General features: G+C 69.0%; 14 protein-coding genes and 3 pseudogenes. 8 read left to right on the top strand and 9 right to left on the bottom strand.

The genetic code is table 11. The features are described 5' to 3' along the window. Window positions 1-292 precede the first annotated feature (292 nt). Window positions 293-439 carry a hypothetical protein gene (locus ACSNOH_RS09780; protein ID WP_436720852.1) on the top strand — a complete coding sequence of 49 codons (147 nt, stop codon included), beginning with the start codon at window positions 293-295 and terminating at the stop codon, window positions 437-439. 32 nt (window positions 440-471) lie between these two features. Here ACSNOH_RS09780 and ACSNOH_RS09775 read toward each other — a convergent pair whose 3' ends face one another. The 6 genes and pseudogenes from ACSNOH_RS09775 to tap form a co-directional block, all read right to left on the bottom strand. Then, complete coding sequence (locus tag ACSNOH_RS09775; RefSeq protein ID WP_436720851.1) at window positions 472-726, bottom strand: hypothetical protein; 255 nt, start codon at window positions 724-726, stop codon at window positions 472-474. Window positions 727-832: 106 nt separating this feature from the next. After that, window positions 833-1,183 carry a hypothetical protein gene (locus tag ACSNOH_RS09770; RefSeq protein ID WP_436720850.1) on the bottom strand — a complete coding sequence of 117 codons (351 nt, stop codon included), beginning with the start codon at window positions 1,181-1,183 and terminating at the stop codon, window positions 833-835. Window positions 1,184-1,478: 295 nt separating this feature from the next. Next, the gene (locus ACSNOH_RS09765) at window positions 1,479-2,453 is read right to left on the bottom strand and encodes a dimethylarginine dimethylaminohydrolase family protein (RefSeq protein ID WP_436720849.1); all 975 of its coding nucleotides are present in this window, start codon (window positions 2,451-2,453) and stop codon (window positions 1,479-1,481) included. 454 nt (window positions 2,454-2,907) lie between these two features. Further along, window positions 2,908-3,051: pseudogene (locus ACSNOH_RS09760) on the bottom strand (IS5/IS1182 family transposase); the annotation flags it as partial. Window positions 3,052-6,984: 3,933 nt separating this feature from the next. Then, window positions 6,985-7,539, bottom strand: a complete 555-nt coding sequence (tpg, locus tag ACSNOH_RS09755; RefSeq protein WP_436720848.1) for a telomere-protecting terminal protein Tpg — start codon at window positions 7,537-7,539, stop codon at window positions 6,985-6,987. Window positions 7,540-7,543: 4 nt separating this feature from the next. Next, a pseudogene (gene tap / locus ACSNOH_RS09750) lies at window positions 7,544-9,691 on the bottom strand (telomere-associated protein Tap). A 354-nt stretch (window positions 9,692-10,045) separates the two neighbouring features. On the opposite strand from tap, the gene ACSNOH_RS09745 reads away from it, so the two are divergent. Next, complete coding sequence (locus ACSNOH_RS09745; RefSeq protein WP_436720847.1) at window positions 10,046-10,225, top strand: hypothetical protein; 180 nt, start codon at window positions 10,046-10,048, stop codon at window positions 10,223-10,225. Between the two features lie 196 nt (window positions 10,226-10,421). Next, window positions 10,422-10,868: pseudogene (locus ACSNOH_RS09740) on the top strand (Ku protein); the annotation flags it as partial. A gap of 100 nt (window positions 10,869-10,968) precedes the next feature. Here ACSNOH_RS09740 and ACSNOH_RS09735 read toward each other — a convergent pair. Next, window positions 10,969-11,826, bottom strand: a complete 858-nt coding sequence (locus tag ACSNOH_RS09735) for a GNAT family N-acetyltransferase (protein WP_436720846.1) — start codon at window positions 11,824-11,826, stop codon at window positions 10,969-10,971. A 1,049-nt stretch (window positions 11,827-12,875) separates the two neighbouring features. Between ACSNOH_RS09735 and ACSNOH_RS09730 the strand changes: the two genes are divergently transcribed. Together ACSNOH_RS09730 and ACSNOH_RS09725 are read left to right on the top strand one after the other, a co-directional pair. Continuing rightward, a complete protein-coding gene (locus tag ACSNOH_RS09730) occupies window positions 12,876-13,676 on the top strand; it encodes a hypothetical protein (protein ID WP_436720845.1) in 801 nt (266 codons plus the stop codon). A 129-nt stretch (window positions 13,677-13,805) separates the two neighbouring features. Next, a complete protein-coding gene (locus ACSNOH_RS09725) occupies window positions 13,806-14,813 on the top strand; it encodes a hypothetical protein (RefSeq protein WP_436720844.1) in 1,008 nt (335 codons plus the stop codon). Between the two features lie 1,856 nt (window positions 14,814-16,669). Here the strand turns inward: ACSNOH_RS09725 and ACSNOH_RS09720 are convergent. Continuing rightward, on the bottom strand, window positions 16,670-17,872 hold the full coding sequence (locus tag ACSNOH_RS09720; protein ID WP_436720843.1) for an IS110 family transposase: 1,203 nt from the start codon (window positions 17,870-17,872) through the stop codon (window positions 16,670-16,672). A gap of 1,401 nt (window positions 17,873-19,273) precedes the next feature. Here ACSNOH_RS09720 and ACSNOH_RS09715 point away from each other — a divergent pair. The 3 genes from ACSNOH_RS09715 to ACSNOH_RS09705 all read left to right on the top strand — a co-directional run bounded on the left by ACSNOH_RS09715 (window position 19,274) and on the right by ACSNOH_RS09705 (window position 21,659). Then, on the top strand, window positions 19,274-20,191 hold the full coding sequence (locus ACSNOH_RS09715; RefSeq protein ID WP_436720842.1) for a hypothetical protein: 918 nt from the start codon (window positions 19,274-19,276) through the stop codon (window positions 20,189-20,191). Further along, a complete protein-coding gene (locus ACSNOH_RS09710) occupies window positions 20,188-20,370 on the top strand; it encodes a hypothetical protein (protein ID WP_436720841.1) in 183 nt (60 codons plus the stop codon). The genes ACSNOH_RS09715 and ACSNOH_RS09710 overlap by 4 nt, the downstream gene beginning before the upstream one ends. 254 nt (window positions 20,371-20,624) lie before the next feature. Next, entirely contained in the window at window positions 20,625-21,659 is a 1,035-nt protein-coding gene (locus ACSNOH_RS09705; RefSeq protein ID WP_436720840.1) for a phosphotransferase, read from the top strand. Here the strand turns inward: ACSNOH_RS09705 and ACSNOH_RS09700 are convergent. Beyond that, window positions 21,656-22,744: a zinc-binding dehydrogenase gene (locus tag ACSNOH_RS09700; protein ID WP_436720839.1), complete on the bottom strand. Its 1,089-nt coding sequence runs from the start codon at window positions 22,742-22,744 to the stop codon at window positions 21,656-21,658. The genes ACSNOH_RS09705 and ACSNOH_RS09700 overlap by 4 nt on opposite strands. Window positions 22,745-22,765: the final 21 nt, after the last annotated feature.

The raw sequence follows: 22,765 nt of genomic DNA, 5'->3' as shown, positions 1-22,765 counted from the left end.
CGAACAGCCTCCCCAGCCCCCCAGCAGCAGCGGGCATCGAAAGCATGGCATGAAGGCTTGCTTGCTTTCGATTCCTAGACGTCAGGTCGCAGCGAAGCCTTAGAACCTTCGGCAGCCCTGCTGCTGGGACCCGTGCGCCTGCCGGTGCGGCCCGGGCCCCGACCCGCCCGAGGAACCCGGACAGGGCCCGGCCCCCGCCGTCTTCCCTAGCGAGCCGTGGCAGCGGCCCCGCCCCCGAAGCCGACGACGTCGTGCTGAGGATGCGCTCACGCCCGAGGACGATCTGCAGAAGTTGTTCACCGAGGCGTGTCTGCATGGGCTGAAGGCCAGGCTCTGCGACGACGTCGACGCTCTGGACACCTACTTCCCGCCCCACATGGCGGCGATGGCCCGGAAGGTGGCCGACGCCCTCGACGTGCCGCAGCCGGCTCCCGCGTGACGCAGCGGCCGCGGTTTCGCTGAGGACGGCGCCTACGGCATGCGGGCCCTGGTGGATGTGGTGGGCGCATCCCCAGGGCCCCGGCCGTGTGCGGGTCGGTTCAGGTCGGTGGTGCCGACGGCGGCGCGCGGCCGGTTACGGGCCCATCGCTTGAGGTCGCCCACCTTGTAGAGGAGCTCGGCGCCGCGCTTGCCCGCCGGACGCGGGAAGGTCGGGTCGTTCGCGCGGGTGTAGCGCAGGGCGGCGAGGGTGATCTCCGGCAGGTGGTGGTCGTGGGCCTCGCGCAACCCCACCACCTGGTCGTCGCACCAACCACGGCCGGCACTTGAGGGCAGGCGCGAGAGCTGGTGGCCGGCCGTCTCGGCCGGCCACCAGCGGTCCGGATGTGGGGACTCAGCAGTAGATTTCCACGTAGGTGGCGATGCTGAGTCCGTCCAACCGACGACCCTGCCGAGCTTCTACGTGGTCCCATTTGTCTGGCGAGCCGTAGAAGATCGTGAATGGGTTGCCGTGGGCCTGAGCGAACTTGAACTTGTCGTTGACGGGGTGGTATCCGCAGCCTTCGAAGACCCACACTTTATTGGCGTAGACGCCCTGCGCGAACGTAATGCAGGCTCTGCCGTAGGGGCAGTAGTCAGACATTATGTCTGCTGTGGCGGGGGTGGCACTGGCGAGTATCCCGGTGACAGTGAGAGTGACGGCGGCGGCAGTGCTTGCGATTGCCTTCTTGCTGATCCGTAGCATCCGGAATCCCTCCGTTGTGCACGGAACATGTCGACGGGCAGCCTAGGGGCGGACGTCGAGAGATTCCAGGGAATACAGGGAGTGTGGCCGAATCGTGGATCCCTTTCTCGCCAGATCGCTCCTGGCAACCCACCCGAACCCCCAGAGGTCACCTGGCTGACTTGAGAGCGGTGTGAGAGGTCCTTTACGACGCGAGGCGAACGATGGGGCTGGCTCATACCTGCAAGGCCAGGGCGGATTCATCTCCCCGGCCGACGCGACGTCTGTGTTCGGTGCCGGCGGTGGGGTGTCCCTCCTAGCCTGAATGTGCGGGGAGCGTCCGGTACACGGGCCGCGACATGCAGCGAGGGCCTCCCCGTCCCTTGACCAGTTCGTCGCCGGCCACCTCGATGACGGTGACGCCGACCTGCCGCAGGTCGCGCAGTACGGGTGTGGCCATGTTGTACCCGATCACGGTGCGCTCTCCCACGCACAGGTAGTTGCACGTCTGCTGGAGCCACGAGGCATCCTGGCTGGTCTCCACGATGGTCATCCCGAGTTCGCGCAGCGCCGCGAAGAGATCGACGCGGCGTTCTCCTCGTGCGTCGAGGTGGAGGGTGGACAGGACGCTGGGTGCATGTGTGACCACGACATCGTCGGCGACAGGCAGCAAGCCGCCGTCCAGGTTCATGCGCCAGGGAGCCAGCTCGATGGCGAAGATCTCATCGGCCAGGTCCGGGATCAGGGCCTTGCGCAGCTGGCGCACGGCGTCGAGGGTGGTGCGGCGGCCATAGCCCACGAGCAGGCAGCGGTTGCCCTCCCGGGAGAAGGGAACGACGTCTCCGCCCTCCAGATACGCGTCCTCTTGCCCTCCCCACTCCACGCGGCTCAGGCCCAGGGCCTCCAGGGCTGCCGAGAGGATAGGGACTTCGGCGCGACGCAGGGGCTTGGCCATGCGCGAGGGGAGATAGACGTCGGGAGACCAGGGAAGAGTGATCGCGGCGTCACGGGCGAACATCAGGTTCGGGTCGGTGTACGCCGCGGAGAAGCATTCCGCTTCCTCCACCAGGTCAGCGAGGTAGCGGTAGGCCACCCCCGCATCGGCGATGGCTTTGGTGAAAGCCCGGTGCTGAACGGCGAAGCGTTCGGTATCCGGCTGCTCCCGGAAGAGCATGCGCTCTTCCATTTCGGCAGCAGGGGTCTCCTGCAGGGCCTCCAGGGCGCCGAAGGGAACGGGGTCGTGTACGAGGATGACTTCCGGACGTCGCGAGTGCTCGGCGCTGCATTCCATCAGGTGGCTCCCGCCTACGCTTTCGCCTCAGCTTTCGGACCCGTCACCGGGATACGACACACCATGCACAGGCTGTCACCTCCTCATTCCGCCACCCGCGAGCCGGCCACGCCAGGCATACGCCTCCACACGGTTTCGGCCTACCAGATCACCGTACGCAGTCCCGGTACGGTCAGGCGGCCCGGCCCTCGACGAACGGGCCGTGCGACGCCACCTCCCAGCCGTGCCGGTCAGAACGTCGCCCGAAACGGCCTTCGAAAGAGCCGCTGACAGGCGAGGCCGTCCAACACGCTGGACCTGACAGAAAAGATGACGAGCGCGGGCAAGGACGCGGCAAGCCGCGGCACATCACGGCGGCCGGCGACCGCCCGACGCTGCAGCGCCTCGAAAGAGGGCGCCCCCGGACTCCCCCACCACCAGACCCCCCGTCCGCGACCAGGGCCCGAGGCAGCTGCTGCGTCACGGCGATCCGGTCGGTGGGGATCAGGGTGCCGTCAACGATGACGAAACCGCCCTCACCCAGGCCGGCCAGAGCCTCACGGAGACCCGGGGCCCACCAGGCCAGGACCTCGAGGGTCTCGTCGACGTAGCGCCAAGCCTTTGACGACCCGCGCGCCGCAGATCAGCGGGTATGGCACAGTCCTCCGGCTATCGCAGCTTCGAGCGGCCGGCCCCGGGGCGCGCCGGTCGCGTCGTTCGCCGTGCCCGGTCGGGGAGCGGGGCCGGCTCTCGGTCCATCCACTGCTCAGCCCGTGACCATGCGGCCCTGCTCAGCAGTGCACGTACCGCCTCCGGAAGCTCCTTGCACTGCTGTCGGCACCTGGGCTCACCGCAGTGCAGGGGCGAGGCCTGCAGACCCAGATCCGGGTAGTCCATGGATTTCGGTGGCAGATAGACGCACCCGCAACTCACGCAGGTGAACACCGGACGCATTCGCTCGGGTTGCTCCATAACCAAAGCCCCCTTCTTACGGCTCGTCACGTCTTCCCCGTGCCTCCGCAGTCAGTGCAGGCAGATATGAAACGGCGCGTGACGGCCACCTGCTCGCCATTCTCGTCGAGCTCAACCGAGTGCTGCTCCTTCCCGGTTAAGCCATCGCCCTGGCAAGCGTTGCACTGCTGTTCCTCCCCGCTGGACATCTCACCTCCTTGCCGGTACCTCCCGGAGAGCCGGAGCACCCATCCGAGCGTACGCGCCCACGCGCCCTACCGGGGCCCCTTCCCGGGGAGGCACAGCATCGATGGCTGAGCACGGCACGTCCAGACCGTTTCTCTGCTGATGAGTGCAGCCTGAGGAGCGGATCATCGCCCCGCCCGGCACCAGCACCCACCCCCCGGGCGGAGCGCCCCGCCCGGGGGGGCCTCCCCACCCCGACACACGGAGTGCAGCCAGCACAAAGTACGTGCCCGGGCCGGAGCGGCCCGGACACGGATTCGTTCTCAGAAGCCCATATCCATGCAGTCAATGCCGGTAATGGCTACGTCTGAGAGTCCCATGGCGCGGGATCCGCCATCCTGGAAACAGACCTCCTTGAATCCTTCGGCGATGACTTCCCGCATGTGCTGATCGCTTGCGCCGGAATCGCGTACGGCAACGAGGCAGTGGACGCAGGCCGGAGGTAGGGGGCAGGGGTCAGGTGCACGGTCAGCCTTGCGGAAGCAACCGTCATCGACGGCGCCAATTGACACTGCGCAACCCAACCGGGCACAGGTCTCGAACAGTGGCCAGCAGGGACCCTCCCCACGGGCGCGGGGAGCACACCAGGAAGCCGGCCCCAGCGTAGGCCGCCGCGGGACCATCCCCGCGGGCGCAGGGAGCACCGCGGCACGACGCGCTCTACGCGCTGGAGGTAGGGACCATCCCCGCAAGCGCGGGGAACACTTCAGCTCTCCGATCCGAAGGTCCACGGTCTCGGGACCATCCCACAGGGGCGGGGAGCAGGCGCTGCAGTACACGACCGTGGACGGCGCGACGGGACCATCCCCTGCAGAGAAACCCCGCCTCTACATCCGCCGGACCATCCCCGCATGCGCGGGGAGCACAACAAAGCCAGCAGCAAGACGGAGGGGGAGAAGGGATCATCCCCGCATGCGCGGGGAGCACGTGAGATCGGCGAACTCCGCCGTGCCATCCTGGGGATCATCCCCGCATGCGCGGGGAGCACGTGGCGGCGGGCGAACTCGGCGCAGATGGTGGGGGATCATCCCCGCATGCGCGGGGAGCACACTCGACGACCAGGGCTTTCACCAGAGCCCAGACCGGTTTTCACCCACTCGCAAAGACTCGGGCAAACCATATCCATCAGACCCTCGAAACAACTCAACCACAACCCCAACACCCCAGTCACACCAGCACATTGACCACACCCGCCGCCTAGAGCCTCGACACCAAGACTCGCATCCTGACAGAGCAGAAAAGGCCAAAGCCATGCGCCCACCCTTCGCAAAGCCGCCCCCGGCCACGGGAGCCAGCGAGGCGGTAGCCGTCTGAAAGACGCGTTCCTCCCTCGACGCACGGGCCCCAGCACGAGCTCCAGGCCAGCGCTGAGGCCCACGTCGTGGAATGCGACATGCAGCGTCGCACGCGGCTACGTGTAATGCGGGGCCCTGGTCAACGTGACGCCTCCGCCCTCCAGGCGCAGCACACCGTGGTCAGGCCTTGCGGCTCGTACGTGGCGCCAGGGATTCGCGCTTCCGTACGCAGCAGGAAGTCGGCGACTTCCTGCGCGCCGGGCCCGGCGTTCCAGACAAGGCGGTACGGGATCCGCGGTGTCGGTTCTTCCCATGCCGGCCGGATGCGGAGCGAGCTCCACAGGACCATGGCACGGACCATGAGGGCGCTGGGCAGCGGGGTGCACGGGGTGTGCGCCCAGCGGTGGGCGTGGGCGGCTTCCGCCTCGGTCAGGGACGGCTGTCTCCACAAGGGCTCGACATCGAGGTTGTTGTGCCATCGCGTCTCCGAGGCCAGGACGCGGCCGAAGTCGCGGCCGGCGCCCTTGACTCCGGGAGTCGACGAGGTCGATCCGGGCGCCGGTGGGCAGGTGCCGCAGCCGCAGCCGCCGGTTCCCCATTCCGGTCAGGCGCAGGCCGGGGATACCGGAGACGCGGCTGCCCTGGTGGAGCAGGGGCATCATGCGGGAGGCGACCCGGCAGGCGGTATTGGTGTGAACATCGAGACGGTCGGGCCGCGCGACGATCCAGTTCAGGTAGAGGCAGATACTGGCCATCGCGGAACAGCGCGTGGGGTTTTCGAAGGGGTGCGGCTGCTGCCCGTGGCCGTTCATCAGGCAGGTGGCGAGCAGGGCCTGGAACCGCTGCTGGCCGGCCGAGGTGTCGGGGTCCAGGGCGGGCAGCCCCTTGGGGCTGCGTGGCAAGTCGCCGGTGGGGATCCCCAGCAGCTCTTCGCAGGTACGACGGCGCGCTGCGTCGCGGGTGTGTGGCATCGCGGGTCCGTTCGGCACGCTGCCCGGGCAGCGGCCGGCTGAAGACGGGCCGCTCGGCACGAGAAAGGTCGTGGAAGAGGACCGGGCATCACACCCTCGAGGCACCGTGCACATCCGCCCGGGCGAACCGCAAGCCCCAGGACCGTCCCCGGCCCGCGCTCCGCACAATAGCCCTGATCAACCCGAAACAGACACATAACACGCGCCATTTTCATTGCCGATCACGAACCTGAGCCGTTCCCAGCCGGCCCCGGTGCGGTGACCCGTCGGCCAGGTGCGGTCGCCGGGGCGCTTTGTCGTTCGCCCATGGGCGGCGTGCCCGCCAGACGGCGTGGGGCGCTCGCGGAGGCGCGGCCCAGGTGGATCAGACGGCCCACATCACCGTGTTCGCTGCGGCGGCCTTTGCCCTCGCAGCCTTCTGACCGGCCGCCCACCGGCCGGCGTGTTGGCCGGTGGCCCTGCGTTGGTGATGTCTACCACTATTCAAACTGAATAGTGGTTACTTCGCCTATGGGTTCGAATTCCAAGAGCGGATGCGTCCCCCCTGATTTGGGCATAGGTGGCCCTGGCCATTTTTCCCCGAAGTCGCACGGGTGAAACGTCGACAGGTCAGCGCCCTCCGTGCCTCATTTCAGTCATCGACGGGTGTCTCATTTATCCCGAATTTCGATGTCGCCCTCCGTACCGCCGGCGACGGAGAACGCCACCAAACCCGCAGGTCAGAGGCCATTTCCCCCGTGACGTGAGGCCTCTTCGCCCCTAAGCTCTCGTGCTGGAGTCAAGCCCGGTCCCGCTGGAGGACCGGCCTCGCGAACCGAGTAAGTTCGAATTTCGTCATGGAGTGCTGATGGAGGATCAGAATGAGCGGCCGCATCTGCCTCGGCTGAGGAGAACCCAGTTCATCCGGCGGTGGGCCCCCACGGTGGCCGCAGCCGTTTCGGTGGTCGCAAACTTCATAACGATCTACGACAAGTGGCCCCGGTAGCAGCTGCCCGCCGAGGGCCAGGATCGAGGGAGCTGGACAACTTCCTCGGTCCTGGCCCTGAGAGTCGCAGGATTGAAGATCTCTACCCGCTGCCCTTAGGCTCTTCAGAAGCCGAGATCCAGGTAGTCGATACCGGTAATGGCTACCTCTGAGATTCCCATTGCGCGGGCTCCACCGTCCTGGAAATAGATCTCTTTGAACCCCTCAGCGATGATTTCCCTCATTTGCTGGTCGCTTGCGCCGGTATTGCGTGCATCGAAGAGGCGTTGGGCGTACGCCGGGGGGAGGTTCACGGTCAGGCGGCGGAAACGGCCGTCGTCGGTGCTGCCGATTGACGCTGTGCAGCCGAAGCGGGCGCGGGTCTCGACGGTGATGCCGGTGCGGGCGGCGGCCTGCTTGCGCCGGCGTCTGCGGACCTGGGGTTGCCAGCGGGAGCGTACGGCAGTGTCGATCTTCACGGCGACGTCCTCCGGCGGGTTCTTCCGGCTGCCGCGCCGGTAGCGGTTGACGGAGTCGGCGGTGACGCCGATCTCCTGGCCGATCTCCTTTGGGGTGAGGTACTTGAGCAGAAAGTTGACGCGGGCCTGGACGGTCTTGGCTGGCTCCCGGGTGAATGCTTCCTGGCCGGCCCGCTCGATGGCGTCCTCGATCTCCCCCACAGCTCTACTCCCCTTCGTCCATGACGGCGTCGCCGCCCTTAATGCGGCGGGCCGGGTTCAGGCCCTTCTCCATCAGGACCACCGCCCAGGCCATCTCCTGGACGCCTTCGAGCTCGGCCAGGCCCGGGGCGGGTCCGAGGCGGAAGCCGCCGGGCTGCGGCTTGTCGGAGGCGCTGGACGGCAGGAAGTCCAGCGGGCTCTTGCCGGGGCTGGGTAGACCACGCAGTCGGACAGCACGGCGAGCGGGTACAGGCCCGTCATCCGGGCCATGTCGGACAGCTTGCGGTGCATGCTGACCCGCGCCTTGGAGATGACGGCGGCGCAGATGTCCGGGCGCCAGGTCGGACGCTCCAGCGCCGGCCACCGCTCACCGTCCTTGTAGCGCCGTCCCTGCAGGCGCTCGCGCAGCTTGCCCACGCCGCCCTTAACGGTGGCCTTGACGGCCGCGCGGACGGCTGCCATGCCGGGGACGGTCTGCTCATGCTGCTCCACGGCCGCAAGGAACGCGCGGTCGCCCAGTTCCTTGCTGACGCCCAGGTCCGCGAGGGTGGCGACGTAGGCGTCCTTGAGCCGGTCGTGCCACGGGGTGAAGTATGCGCCGGTCTCGAAGCGTACGTACGCCTCGATGGGGTCGACGTTGCAGCCCAGCTCCTGGACGTAGGCGACGGTATACGTCCGGTACCAGGCCAGGCCCTGCGGACGCCGGCCGGACGGGGTGAACAGCGACGGCAGACGCGGGTCCATCTCGATGTGGGAGAGATCCACCAGCCAGGAGCCGGGGAGGGCCTTGTCGAACACCGGGTGCTGCAGATGCCCGGGTCCGGACAGGCCCACCTTCAGGCGGGCTGCAGCGGCCAGGAAACGCGGTGTTCAGGCCGAGGCCGACCGCGTACAGCAGCGCGCATTCCTCACCGCTGAGCAGGCCGACGTCACGCACCCACTGGTACGCCTCCTCATCGAGGAAGCCGCGCGTCCAGCCGCTGCCCACGACCACGGGGTGTTCGGGGGTGGCCTCCGGCGGCGCCGGGTCCACCGGCTCCGTCCCGAGGCTGCCGGGGTTGTGGCCGGAGATCCACTGACCTGTCGCGCGGCCCTGCACGGCCCGGGTCGGCGGGCGCAGCGCGGTCATGAGCTCCAGGCCCGAGACGGCCGTCGAGCCGCGGGGGGTGATGACGCGCCGGGCGTAGGTGCCCAGGACGCGGGCGATCTCGGCCGGCTCCATGTCCGCGACGCCCGGCCATGAGCGCTCGTCCAGGGCGTCCCAGGACAGCAGGGCGAACTGCACACACTGGCGCTGACCGGCCCGGGCGGGGCGGTGGATGCGCGCCCACGGGCCGAACCCGCGCTGAGTGAGCTTCCACTGCGCGCGGGTGATCTGCTCGACCACGGGGTGCTCGTCGTCCAGGCGCAGGGAGCGGCGCTGCTCGTGGCCCTCCAGGCGCTCCGGCAGGCCGGGCTTCACCGCGGCGGCCGCGGCGGTGAGCACGATCAGCGGGTCGGCGTCGCGGCCGTTGCGGTGCAGGCGCGGCGCGCCCAGCCCGGACTCCATCAGGGCCCACTCCACCAGCTCGGGGAGGGTGGAGGCCGGGCAGTCCAGGACGATGCCGTCGACGCCGTAGGCGGCACCGTCGCCGGAGGCGGCACCGTCGCCGTCCAGGACCGCAAGCGGGCCGTGCGGGGAGGGCGCGGCGCCCGGGTTCGCCACGGCGGGCTTACGAGCCGGGCGGCGTGACGCCGTCGCGGGCCGGGCCGCGGGGCGCTCCGCCTCCGCCGTGTCCGGCGCGGCGGACGCCTCCGGGGCGGCCTGCTCGGGCGCGGCCGGTTCTGTCACGGCCTCCGGGGTCGGCTGCGGAGCCGGCGGGACGGAAACGGCCTCGGGCGCGCGGGTGCGGGGGTGGTGCCGTGGGGCGGGTACTTCGCCGCCCAGCCGGCCAGCAGCCGCTGGTACGCCCCAGCCACGGCGGCTTCGGCTCCGAGCGGCCGCTCTCCCCGTTCTTGACCGTCTGCGTGGCCGACTTCAGCGCCTTAGCCAGACGGGCCTGCGTGCTGCCCGCAGCCTCGCGCAGCCGGGCCCGCTCCGCCGGGAAGGAAGCTGGGGTTCCTCCTCGAGCAGGGCATCAACAGACACGAACCGCTCTTCCTGAGTTGCCACACCCCCGCACAGCAGCACTCACCCCTACTTTTAACCCCCACATTTAACCTGGCAGGAGTTCTTGGCGGGTGGCGGCCCGGCGACTCCGGGGCTACGCCAGGCGCTCGCCCTGTCGGACGACGTCAGTACGTCGTGGGCGGCGACATGAGGTGTGTCAGCAGGCGGTGACGGCTCGGAAAGCATCCGTAGGCTGTACGCGACGTGGCCGGGCAGGACGTCGAGCAGTGCGTGGCTGTGGCGTCTGTTCGGGTTGGTTCCCAGGGGCCGCGCGGTTGTCTCCGTGGCGGGCGGGTCATAGGTAGACGAGAGCGTCCCCGCTCTTCCCGTCCGCACTGGATCACGGAGCAACCAACCATGCAGAATCCCATCTTCCGGAACAGACTCCCGCTCCACTACTTCACGACCACCGGCATCGGGCAATCCGATGACGGAGAGCAGGTACTGAACGTGGAGAACGCCTCCGGAGACGACGTCACCATCCCGGCCGGCGCGTCGTTCCAGGTCCGACTGCCCGCCGGGCTGCTGAAAAAGTGACCCGTCGCGCCCGACCGGTCCTGTCGCCAGCGGACGACAACGGCCTCCACCACTGACACTCTCGTATCGTCCGGCATGCCCGGTGCCGGGGTGCGCGGTTTCCTCCGCGGCTGCAGGCTGGTCGTATGCCGCGAGCCATGGGGAAAGGTGCCACCGGGTTCGGGGCCGGTGTCCGTGCCGGTGGATCTTGTGACCGCTGTCGAGGAGCACGACGTGCGGCTGCACCAGGTCCCACGCCCAGGACGGCGGGAGAATCCGTCAGGAGCGGACCTGCAAGGCCTGCGAGGCCTGCGGCGAGACCGTTCCGTGGGAGCACCTCGCCAAGGGCCTCGAACGGGACGGCACACAGGCAGTCATCACGGACGCCGAGCCGGAGCAGCTCCCGGTGCCCTCGAAGCGGCTCATCGACGTCCTCGCGTTCGCCGGCGCCGGCGAGACCGACCCACCGCAGCTCGACCGGCCCTACCTGCTCGCTCCCAGCAGGGCCGCGGCGACCAAGCCCTACGTGCTCCTGCGCGAGACCCTGAAGCAGACGGACCAGGTCGCGGTCACGAAGGTCGCGATCCGCTCGCGCGAGTTGCTGGCCCTGCTGCGCGTCCACGGCGATCTGCTGAGCCTGCATACGATGTACCGGCACGACGGGGCCCGGGCCCCCGAGGGGCTCGCTCCGCCCGCGTCGGTGTCCGTACGGCCGCAGGAGATCTGCAGGGCAGCCAGCCTGACGGAGCGCAGCCGAGGGGTGGTCAGTAAAGGATCGAGGGCAGGTACGCCCCGTCGGGTTCGTTGTAGAGGCCGGTGGTCATCAGGCTCATCAGCTGCACCACCCGGAGGCCGTTTGCAAGGCACCACTGCAACAGCAGGCTGTTGCTCGCGGGCACGAGGATTCCGGGGCCGCCGAAGGCGGGGGCCGAGGCGATCAGGGCCTGGAGGTCCGGGGTGGTCTCGGCCACGGCGTGCGCGAAGAACGCCAGATCCGTGGCATAACCGGTGACTCGCCCCTCGCGCTCCACGACCCGGGCCGTGCCTTGTTTGAGCGCGTCGGCGACCTCGCCGCCGCGGTCGGCTCCGTGGACCCGCCGGCACAACTCGTTGCAGGCGACGAGGTCCGCGTCCGTGGCCTCCCGGACGGGGTGCCCGGGCACCGCTCGCGACATCGCCGGCCCTTGCATGCAGGCCACCGTCTCCCGGAACGCGAATCCCAGGCTCGCGTACAGCGAGAACGACCTGGTGTGGTAACCGCTTTGCAGCAGCCGGATCCCCGGCGCGCCGCGTTCGGCGGCCCTGTCCATCACGTCCCGCATCAACCGGCGGCCCACGCCCCGGTTCTGTACGGCAGGATCGATGGTGATAGGCCCGATACCGACGACGGACGAGCGCTCGTCCAGGAAATTGCTCCCCACGATCCGTCCGTCGAGCTCGGCGACCACGCTGTAGAACCCTGGGTGGGTCAGCCCCGCCTCTATCAGCGCGATACCCACCTCGGGACTGGGTATGTCAGGCGGGAACGCGTGCTCCCGGGCGATCCTGGAGAACGCCTCGTAACAGATCCTGCCGCACTCCACGGCATCGTCCGCGGTCCCCGGACGCAGTACGAGATCCATGATCGCCATCCCCTTCCCGGCAGCACCCCCGCCCTTCCTGCTCCTTCCATCCTCCCTCCCCGGGCGGCCTGCCTCACGTTCACGGCTCGTCATCGAACAGATCCCTTGCGTGACAAGTAAAGTCATCGGGCGATCACACCGGAGCCTGCTCCCCGAGCCACGCCGTGCCGGCCCCGTCGACGACTTGGTGGCGGGGGGCCTGGGCTGTTCGGCGAGCTGGTGCTCGCATGCGGTGATCTGGTCGTGGCAGTGCCGCAGCAGCAGCCGGTCGGTGCTCTCGTGGCTGCCGGGCAGCCGGAGGCGGTGCTGCAGGTATGCGCAATCAAGGGTTCACTTGCGTTCGCCCGTCCAGCCTTCCCCTCGCCTGTTGCACCCCGATGGCCGGGACGCTCTTGGGCTTGAACGCTCCGCTTCACACCCCGCCGTTACCAGCGACGCATGGGAGCGCGGGGACGGGCCCTGGACACTGGCCCGAAGTTCAGCCGATCGATACCTCCTTCACGTGGCTGTCCTTACTTACATGGAGCGACTTCGTGTCGCACACCGAGATCTTTACTTGGCGGACGAGCGCCGTACTCGGCGGATCTTGCTTCGGTAACGCTGCGTTGTTGAGACTTAGCGCTCTCGTTGGCCCTTGAGCGTTGCTAGCCCGTGCCTACCTGTGACTGAGCTCGGTAGGTAGCCCTTGAGCATTCCGGTTGGTCCCTGTGCATGATGGGTGGCCCCGTACGAGCCGCTGGATCACCGCCGAGAGGCTTCCGGTGGGCCGCCGGGCCAGCCATGATCAAGTTCCGGGGATTCGACGGTTAGGGTGTGACGTGAAGGACTGGCGGACCGATCCGACGTTCGCGATGTGCCGGAAAGTGACGGACGGGGCGGACCTGGCCTCGTTCTCGGAGGGTCCGTTCGACGTGCGGACGGCGGTGGCCGGCATCTTGTCCAAGCCCCGACAGGGCTTGGACTTCGATGCCGTCCCGTGGGGTAACTTCCCCCATGGGCACGATGTCCGGGAGGCGGTTTCCCTCCTGCGCGCTGGCGGCGAACCGGTCATGGACGCGACGGGTGTGCTGTGGGGCCTGTGCGCCGACGACAGCCGGGCCGCCGTCGCCCTCGCCGTGCCGTTCCTCATTCCCCTCGCCACCAACGCCCACCACCCACACCGCACCGCCGCCCTCGCCGTCCTCTCCGGCCCCGCCCGTGCCAGGCACCACGGAGTCGCCTCTTGCGAGGAATTCCTCCTCCACCGCAACGATCCCCGGCGCCACGCCCCCGATACCCACGACGACTACGGCTACGAGGTGACCGGCTACCCGGCCGGTTGGTCGGTGGCCGCCGCCCGAGCCGCGATCACCACCGCCACCACCGCACTCCTGCCCCTTCTTGGAGACTCCGACCCCACCGTCCGCGTCGACGCCGCCTACGTCCTGGCGACCGCCGCCGACCCCGCCCACACCATCCGGGCTGCCTTGGCTAACGGATTCGCCACCGAAGGCGACGCCATGGTCCGCGCCGCCCTGCTCCTGGCCACCGCCGAGATCACTCGGGCCCACCCGCACCCGCCGACTGTCACGTGGCTGCGCGAACGGTGGCACGACCGGGCGGAGGCCCCCGAAGCCCGTCTGTCGGCGGCGGTCGGCTGGCTCTGCCTCACCGACCAATCCGCACCGGAGGAGCTCCGCCGGACCGTCGGCACCCTCGCCGACAACGAGCGCGCACACGCCATGGAGGCTCTGCCGTGGATGAGAGCCGCCTCGGGCACCAACGAACCAGGACTCCTGCGCTGCAGACGCTGCATGCTCCACCCAGAAGAACCTGACCCGGAAGAGGTCTTCTGGGACTCCTTGTTCTGAGCAACCGGTCTGTGGTTGTGCATCGGAGTTATCCAGTGGGGCCAACTGCGGTGCTGGGTCACACCACCCAACTCGGGCCCACACCGCCCCGGCCCATGAGGTTCCCGAGCCGGGCGTTAGCCTCAGCGGATGATTCCTGAGTCGCCACCGAAGGTCATCACGCGTCTCCGTGACGGGCGGATCCACGCCTACGTCGTGGGCGCCGGCGTCTACGGGACGCTGGAGCCAGCAGCGATTTTCCAGCCGAGGGATGGCGAGGAGGTCGTAGCGTCGGTGGTCCGGCAGGATCTGGAGCGGGTCGTGTACACGACGCTGAACGGAGTCGTCTGCTTCACGCGCGCCGGCGACCTCATGTGGGCCTCGGACTTCGAACCGCACTCCGACGTACGCCATGGCCACCGGCCTGGCTGTGCGCTGTCTCTGGACGGCCGTACGGTGTGGGTCTACCGGCCGGACGCGATGGCGGGACGCGGGGGCGGGGACCAGTGGGTCGTGCACGACGCCGACAGCGGTGTGGTTGTCGCCCGCCGGGAACTGGAGACGGTCGGGCACGGCGCCTTCCACCACCTGCATCCCGTGGACGGCAGCATCTACATCGATATCGGTGAGGGCCAGGACGGCTCCGTCATTCTCAGGGGCACGGGCGGGGCGGACAGCGAGCCGGAGTTCGTAACCTACCCGTGGCAGGACCGCTGCCTGATCGACCTGGCTCCGTCCGGGCGCCAGTTCATGACCGTGGACCACGGGCAGGCGGACGTCGCCTTCCATGCCCACCCCAACGGGGACGTGCTCTTCACCTTCCCTGTCGAAGCCTTCGGGTACGACCCGGAGGAGTCCTTCGTGGAATGGAGCGGCGGCTACCTGAGCGAGGACACGGCAATCGTCACCCTGGGCGGTGAGAGTCAGGACGAGGAGGAGTGGTTCCGTCACCACCTGGTCGACGTACGCACGGGCACCCTCAGCGGCGAGTTCACCGTTGAGGCGAGCAACCCGTACGAGGTGGTTCCCTTGGGCGACGGTTCCTGGCTCACCGGCGGCCCTGGTGGCGACCCCGTCCGTTGGTCCAGCGCTCCGCAGCTGTCGGCACCGCCGCATCCGGCCGCACCAACCTCTCCATATGAGAGGCAGCAACCGTGACGGCAGACCCCCGAGTGCCGCTGATTCCTCAGGCGCCTGAAGGCGTGAGCCGGCGAGCTCGCTACTTCGTCGCGGGACACGGGCTGCGTGTTCCACACCGCGACCTCAAGCTTTTCCGGGAGGCATGGCTCAAGCAAGGGATTCCGGATGCCGAGATCGACCGGGCTGTCGCCTCCCAAGAGCGCTGGGGCGGTCTCGCCCTGCCCCCGGCCCCCGAATACGAGGGCGGCCCGCGCGTTCTGGAAGCCGGTGCCCCCGAGGGCTCGGCCGCGAACGGGTGGCGGTTCCCGGCCGGCAGCTGTCGCGTCTCCATGGCCCACGGGTTCATGATCGGGCCAGGAGGGGAGTTCGGGATCGATGCTGACCACTGGACGCCCCTGCACGCCAGCACAGAGGGATGGGTGGAAGCTCTGGCACTGGCCAGCCCCCGATTCCCCCGCCGCCGCCCTACACGCCCACGGTGCCGACCGCCCCGGCCGAACCGGCGCCGCGTGGCAGGCTGCGCGGTGTCCTGCGACGCTGCCTGAGAGCCGGGCAGCGCAGAGCTGCCGCCTCATGGGAGGGGCGACGGCATCCAGGATGCCTGCCTCGTCCCTCCTGCCATCCCCGAGTGGACGCAAAGGGGGCGGTGCACAGGGGCAGCCACCTGCTGCCCCACCGGGACACGCCTTTCTCACCTCCTCAGCGGGCCTTGGGAAGCCCGTTCAGAGGCCAGTGCCTCGCATCGCGACCGGCCACCCACCCGCCACACCGGCCGGTCGGGATCATGCTCGGTGAGCCGCTGAAGGGCCGTGGTCGCCACGATCAGCTGCCCGTGCCGCACGCTCAGAACGACGGCCGCACGGTCGTGGAAGGCGGCCTCGCGGGTCCCCGGCGCAGCCCGGCGCGGCGCAGGGGCGAAGACGACCAGCACGGGCGGGAAATACCGGTCCTCGAAGTAGACGCCGTTGCGGGCGTCGTAGTGCTCCTCCCAGCGCCGGCGAGGGGGGCGTCGGCGTTGCCGCGGCCGGTCGGCGGGGCGATGCCGTAGGCGTCGCAGCGCTCCAGCCTGGCGAGCAGACGGGCACAGGACATGGTGCAGTGGAGCTCGACGAACGCGGTGCCGCCGTCAGCAAACAAGACCACAGCGTCGAATCAAGGCACCACCAGGGGCGGGGTGAACAACTTCAAGCTGCCAATCGCCCGCATCCGCCACACCGGAGCAGTAGAAGACGATGGTGGTCTCGACCAACGCGAGGACATGCTCGCGCAACCCGGCCCCGGCCGCCGCACAACGGCCGGTGCCGCGACCACCCGCTGGGAACAGTTCACCCAAGGCAGCAGCCTCAACCAGACCGGCCGGGGTGCAGTACCAACAGCTCTGCTGCACCCAGTGCCTCCGGCCCACCAGAGCAGGAGCCTCGGCCTGCAGGTTGCAGGGGCCTCAGCCTGGAGGTTACGCAGGGCACGCCGGAAATACTCGGCGCCCTCCTGGTGCAGGAGCAGGAGCAGGCGGAGCCGACGCGGGGTGACCCGACACAGCCTGCCAGAGCCAGCAAGACCCCGCCCCGGACCTCCGCCCCAGCCCTCACCACCACAGCCTTACGAGACCGGAACGCATCTCCAGGCACATCAGCACTAGAAGAACAGGACGACCATCCCCACAAGCGCAGGCAGCACCGGCGGCGTGGCGATGAGGCCGGAGCACAGAAGAGACCATCCCCGCGAGCACGGGGAACATGACCGGCCAGGCCCCCACGGGAGCCTGATCGCGGGACCATCCCCGCGGACACGGGGAGCATTCGGGGCCCGTCTCCGGGGTCACGTTCTTGTAGGGACCATCCCCGCGGGCGCGGGGGGTGCCCTTATGGGTTTGGTCAAGCCGGGACGGCTGGTCGTGACTCGTAGAAGGTGCCGTCTCTGAGCATCGCGAAGAGGACGTCGACGTGTCGTCTGGCGAGGCAGAGGATGGCTTGGACGTGGTGTTTTCCCTGGGCGATTTTCTTGTCGTAGTAGGTCCTGGAGGCGGGGTCGGCCAGGGAGGCGAACGCGGCGAGGAAGAACGCTCTCTTGAGCTGTTTGTTGCCTCGCCGGGCTGGATGCTCACCCCGGATCGAGGAGCCGGAACTCCTGGTCACGGGGGCGAGTCCGGCGTATGCGGCGAGGTGGGCGGCGGTGGGGAAGGTGGTGCCGCCGCCGACGTCGATCAGGATGCGGGCTCCGGTCCTGACCCCGATGCCGGGCATCGAGATCAGGACCTTGGAAAGAGGGTGGGCCTCCAGCAGGTCCTCGATCCGCTTCTCGATGAGTTTGCGCTGGTCGAGGACGGCCCGCAGGGAGCCGGCCAGGCTCGGGACGATCAGCGCGGCCGCGTCGGTGCCGGGGACGACGACGGTCTGTTCGTCGAGTGCGGTGAAGATGTCGGTGATCAGGCGTTCGGCCATGCGCGGGGCTTTCGGCCGGGCGAGGCTGATCAGTCGGCGGCGTCCGGCCTTCCTCAATTCGGCCGGGGATCCGAAGCGTTCGAGCATGGTCAGGACTGCCGGGTGGTCCAGTCGCGGGCCCAGGACCCGCTCCAGGGACGGGTGGATCTGGGTCAGCAGGCCACGGAGCCGGTTGCTGATGCGGGTGGCCTCGCCTGCGAGGTCGTCGTCGAAGCCGACGACCATCTCCAGCTCGGCGACGGTCTCGTCGGTCGGCGCGAGGTCGCGCAGGGTGTGGGGCATGGTGCGGGCGGCGTCCGCGATGATCGCCGCGTCGCGGGCGTCGGTCTTGGCCTCGCCGGGGTAGAGGTCGGCGATCCGCCGCATCGTCAGGCCGGGCAGGTAGGCGACCCGGCAGCCCGCGTCGCGGGCGACGGCCAGAGGCAGGGCCCCGATGGAAGCGGGCTGGTCGACTACGACGAGAACGGTGCCGTGTTTGGCCTGGAGCTTGGTGAACAGCTCGCGGAGCTTGGGTTCGCTGTTGGGCAGTCGTTTGTCGAACGCTTTCTTCCCGGCCGGAGTCAGGGCCGTGGCTTGGTGTTCACCCTTGCCGACGTCCAGGCCCACGAAGACGTTCACCTGGTCGAGCTCGGTCACGTGCATTCCTCCAGCGAGAGGTCCTGCCCACCCGGCCTCACCTGCGGCACCGATCTCCGGCATCCACGTTATGAAGAGCCTGCCGAAACTATGGCGGTCCTGCCCTTATCAGCGGTCTACCGATGCCCCGGGACCGGTGACACCCCCCGGATCATGTCGTCCAACAGGGGGGGAGAAGTCATGCCGGGCCCGGAGGCCGGGAGCCTCATTGCGGGGCCATGGAGAAGATAATGGGGGGCGGCGTGGTGGTCGGCTGGGTGGTGAGACCATCCCCGCGGGCGCGGGAGCACAGCGGCGGCTCGGTGTTGCTCCACCAGGTGGGGGAACCATCCCCGCGTGCGCGGGGAGCAGTGGTGGAGGGTGCGGTCTGGGTCGCGGGCCAGGGGACCATCCCCGCGTTCGCGGGGAGCAGGACCTTGCGATCTTAGATCCGGCATCTGTAAGGGGACCATCCCTGCGTGCGCGGGGAGCAGCCGGTACAGGGGCCGTCAGCCAAGCCGGCCGGGGGACCATCCCCGCGTGCGCGGGGAGCAGTCCAGGACGGACCGCACCTGCTGAGCCAAGGCGGGACCATCCCCGCCTGCGCGGGGAGCAGACTCGATGACCAGGGCTTTCAGCAGAGCCCAGACCGATTTTCACCCACTTGCAAAGACTCAGACAAACCGCACCGATCAGACTCTCGAAACGAGTCGCCTCAACCCGAACAACCCAGTCACACCAGCACGTTGACCACACCAGCCGCCTAGAGCCTCGACACCAAGGCTCGCATCCTGACACAGCCAGAACGGGCAAAGCCATGCGTCCGCCCTTCGCAAAGCCGTCTCCGGCCATGGGAGCCAGCGAGGCCGACCGGCCCTGGTGGACCTGCCGCGGGCACCAGGCGGATCGGAAAGCAGACATGGCCGCGGGCGCCAGGGGGACGAGAACCAGACCGATGCCATCGGCGAAGGCCTAGCGGCCGTCGCCTACGCGCTGCTGAAGGTCGCCACAGCGATCCGGGAAACCACCGAGGCCCGGCAGTAGTCAGCGCGTGCCCCCTCGGCGACAACCCGGGTTCCGACCTCGCGCGCGACGTCGTCGGCACCCTGGTCCACGGCGAAGCGTGGGCACCAATTCGACCGGGCCACGCGCCACGTCGGCCCAGCGCTGGGGAGGGCAGGATCTCACCCTGCTGGCATCGTCACGTCGTCTGACCGGGTGCTGTCAGCCGCCGCCCGGTCGTGCAGCTGGCGGGCCTCGGCGCGGGCGGCCTCCTCTGCGGTGACAGGGGCGCAGAAGGCTTGCGGAGATTTTTTGCCGCTCCGGTCTGCCTCCCAGGCCTAGGAGTGGGGGAACCTGCCCCCAAGGACCGGAGGAGCGACCTTGACCGTCACAACAGCCCCGCGGGAGGAGTTCTCGACGATGACCATCACAGCCGCGTGCGGTCTCCCGCCCATCGCCATTGAACTGGATGCCAGTCGGATGTTCCCGAGCATGGCCCAGCGATGCTGGGAGGGTTCGGAGCAGATGCCGGTGAACCCCTACCTGCAGGCGCTGTTCCGGATCCTTCTCCTCGGGGACTATCCGGAGGGACACGAGGACGGGGTGCACGCCCTTGTCTGCCGTGGCAGGCGATGGCTGGAGCTGGACACGAACGAGGTGGATGGCTCGATCACGTGGGCAGCCGGCGAGTACCGATGCGTCGATCTGCCAAAGCGGGAGGTTCTGCTCCTGGCCCTCGGCGCTCGGAACGCCGCGATTGAGGGCCGGGACACCGTCGTCGACGATTTCGCACGCAACGTACTTGGCATCGCACAGCCTGAGCAGAGCCGCGACGGGGTAATCGACGCTCTGCTCGGCGACTGGGTCCACCAACTGGGGCGCTACCTGACCGACCCCGAGCTGCTGAGGATCCTCAACGAGTACACCGCGGTCGAACGCCGACGATGGCAACCGCTGTGGGAACGGAAGGTGAAGGGCAAGCGGATCGGGCTGACCGGTGCCACCATTGGCGACGGCCTCACCGCAGAAGGCGTCCTCCCCGACCGCCGCACACCCGAGGGCCTGGCTCTCCACTATCAATTCGGTGACGAGCGGGTCCGCAGGGTGCTCCGCTGGCTCCACCCCGATGAGGCAGCGGTCGCCGCCCGCTGGGCACAGGATGCCGGAACCTGGGCCGAGTCTGCCCGCGGCGTCGGTCTGCCCGCGTCCTACGGCGAGCGGGTGCGCAAGAAGCTCCACCGCCTGGCTGCCGAGCAGAAACGCCGTTCCATCCAGCGCTCTGCCGCCCCCGCGGGCACGCTGCTGCAGCAGACAGAGCAGGAAGGACGCGCGTCATGAGCGCGACCTCTCTGCTCCTGATCCTGCTGCTGGTCGTCGTCACGCTGCTCGTCGGCGGCAGCGTCCTGTTCCTGCTCCATCACCACCCCAGTTGGTCAGCTCCGGTCGCCGGGGCACTCGCTGCGATGATGCTCATGATCACCGCCGTCACCGTGCTGGTGAACGTGACCCGAAGCTGACCGCACCGGGTGGCACACCGTCGTGTGCGCCACCCGGCTCACCAACCCCACCGCCCCGGACCACAGCATGCCTTACGCCAGCCCGGGCGCCGCGCACGTCGAGCCGGAGGGGGGGTCCTTGCCCTGGCGAGAGTTCCGACCGACGCCTCCGTGGACACTGGTTCTCACTCTCAACGCGTGGGGTCGTCAGCCCGGAGTGGGTGAGGTGCCTCGAAACGGCCCCATGGGGGTCTTCGTGCCTCTAGTCTGCGGGGGTGGTCGAGCATGCAGTATGCGCCGGGTGGGTCTTGACGGAAGCGGACCTGCGGCAGGCGCAAGAGGCGTACAGGCTGGGCGAAGTCCGCGCGGTGCAGTACCTGGCTGACGGGCTGATGAACCGGAATTGGCGTCTGCGCACGGATCGCGGCGAGTTTGTACTGAAGTGCGTCGTCGACGTCACGCCGTCGCTCGCTCGCCGGAACCTGGGTGTGGTGTCCAAGCTCGGGGCGCGGGGGGTTCGGGTCTGCCCTGCTGTGCGGACGGCGGAGGGCGACGTGCTCGCCGAGATCGCCGGGCACAGCTACGCGTTGTTCCCGTGGGTGGACGGTGCCCATATTCGGGGTGTCGATCTGACCACCGAGCAGGCCCGTGCTCTGGGGTGCGAGCTCGGTCGCATCCACGTGGCGTTGGCCGGACTGGTCCCGGCCGTGTTGCCGTACGTACCGGATACGATCACCGTCTCCGTCCCGCGGGCTGAGCAGGCCGTGGTGGAGGCCGACCGCTTCCTGACGCTCGCCTCGGAGGATTCATCGGCCTTTGCGGGGCATGTGACGGAGTTCCTGGAGCAGCGGAAGACCCTGCTGGGTAAGTACGCCGGGCAGCGGCCGACCAGCGATGTCCCGGCCGGCCGCCACGGCTGGACCCACGGGGACTTCCAGCACCTCAACGTCCTGTGGCGCGATGGCGCGGTGCGAGCGGTGTTGGACTGGGACCGGATCCGTGTGCGGCCGTTGGGTGAAGAGGTGACCCGGTCGGCCACCCTCCTGTTCGGCCGGGAGGAGGGTGACCTGGACCTGGGTCTGCTGTCGTCCTTCGTGCGCGGGTACCGGTCGGTGGTGGAGGTCGGTGACGGCGAGCTCGCCGATGCGGCGCACCGGTTGTGGTGGAAGCGGATGTGCGACTACTGGCACCTGGAGTTCCACTACGACCGCGGTGATCACTCCTGCGACCACTTGTTCCTCTCGGCCTCCAGGTTCCTCGACTGGTGGACGGATCACCTGGACGAGGTGCAGGAGGCTTTCGCCGCCTAGAAGGAGACCAGCGTGCGGGCGCCGTGGCGGGCCTGAGCCCGCTGCAGGGCCTCGTCGATCTGCTTCAGGGGAAGCACCGAGGTGACCAAGGGCTCGGCGCGCAGGTGCTGGGTCTGCAACAGCCTGGTGTAGCGGGGAATGTCGGCGAGGGTGCGCACGGACCCCATGACGGTGCCCGCCAGCGTCCGGCCGTGGCGGAGCAGGCGGCCGGGAACGGGGATGTCGGCGCCGGGCGGCATCATGCCGACGATGGTGGCGTGGCCTTGGGGGGCGAGGGCGCGGAAGGCCGTGCTTGCGGTGTGGGGCAGGCCGACTGCTTCGATGCTGCGGTCGACGCCGCCGCCGGACAGCTCGGTGATCTTCTCCGCCAGGTCGTCGCCCGCGTCGGCGCGGAGGGTATTGGTGGCACCGAGTTCGGTGGCGAGGGCCAGGCGGTGGTCTTCGAGGTCGGCGGCGATGATCTGGGTGGCTCCGGCGATGCGGGCGGCCTGGACGGCGCTGAGGCCGACTCCGCCGGTGCCGATGATGGCGACGCGGGAGCCGGGCTCGGGCCGGCTGACGTTGAAGACGGCGGCCAGGCCGGTGGTGAGGCAGCAGGACAGGAGCGCGCCGGCTTCGAAGGAGACGTCGTCGGGCAGGGGGATCAGGGCGCGGGCGTCGAGGAGCATGAGCTCGGCGAACGCGGAGACGCCCAGGTACTGGCGGAAGGGCGCGCCGTCGAGGGTAAGGCGATGGTGCTGGTACTGCTTTGTGGTGGTGTCGGTGCAGTAGACCATGGCGCCGCTGAGGCAGGCCGGGCAGTGGCCGCAGAAGGTCTGGTCGCAGACGATGACGCGGTCGCCGGGGGCGATGCCGGTGACGTTCTCGCCGATGGCTTCGACGATGCCGCTGGCTTCGTGGCCGAGCACGGTGGGGAGCGGGTAGGGGACGGTGCCGGTGACGAAGTGCCGGTCCGTGCCGCAGATTCCGGCGGCCATGGTGCGGACGAGGACTTCCCCGGGACGGGGGTCGGCGAGTTCGATCTCTTGCAGGCGCAGGGGCTGGCCGGGGTGGTGGAGGACGGCGGCCTGGCAGCGATAGCTCACGAGGGTGTCTTCCCTTCCGGG

The sequence above is a fragment of the Streptomyces sp. URMC 127 genome, assembly GCF_051386535.1.
In the GTDB taxonomy this organism is placed as follows: domain Bacteria; phylum Actinomycetota; class Actinomycetes; order Streptomycetales; family Streptomycetaceae; genus Streptomyces.
Note: the sequence above shows the minus strand (reverse complement) of the source record. Positions and strands in the feature narration are given on the sequence as shown.

Bases quoted from the DNA above. Each gene is read 5' to 3' on its own strand.
- ACSNOH_RS09770 (WP_436720850.1), bottom strand. From the start codon at position 1,183: ATGCTACGGATCAGCAAGAAGGCAATCGCAAGCACTGCCGCCGCCGTC.
- ACSNOH_RS09765 (WP_436720849.1), bottom strand. From the start codon at position 2,453: ATGGAATGCAGCGCCGAGCACTCGCGACGTCCGGAAGTCATCCTCGTA.
- ACSNOH_RS09745 (WP_436720847.1), top strand. From the start codon at position 10,046: ATGCAGAATCCCATCTTCCGGAACAGACTCCCGCTCCACTACTTCACG.
- ACSNOH_RS09735 (WP_436720846.1), bottom strand. From the start codon at position 11,826: ATGGATCTCGTACTGCGTCCGGGGACCGCGGACGATGCCGTGGAGTGC.
- ACSNOH_RS09730 (WP_436720845.1), top strand. From the start codon at position 12,876: ATGGACGCGACGGGTGTGCTGTGGGGCCTGTGCGCCGACGACAGCCGG.
- ACSNOH_RS09725 (WP_436720844.1), top strand. From the start codon at position 13,806: ATGATTCCTGAGTCGCCACCGAAGGTCATCACGCGTCTCCGTGACGGG.
- ACSNOH_RS09715 (WP_436720842.1), top strand. From the start codon at position 19,274: ATGACCATCACAGCCGCGTGCGGTCTCCCGCCCATCGCCATTGAACTG.
- ACSNOH_RS09710 (WP_436720841.1), top strand. From the start codon at position 20,188: ATGAGCGCGACCTCTCTGCTCCTGATCCTGCTGCTGGTCGTCGTCACG.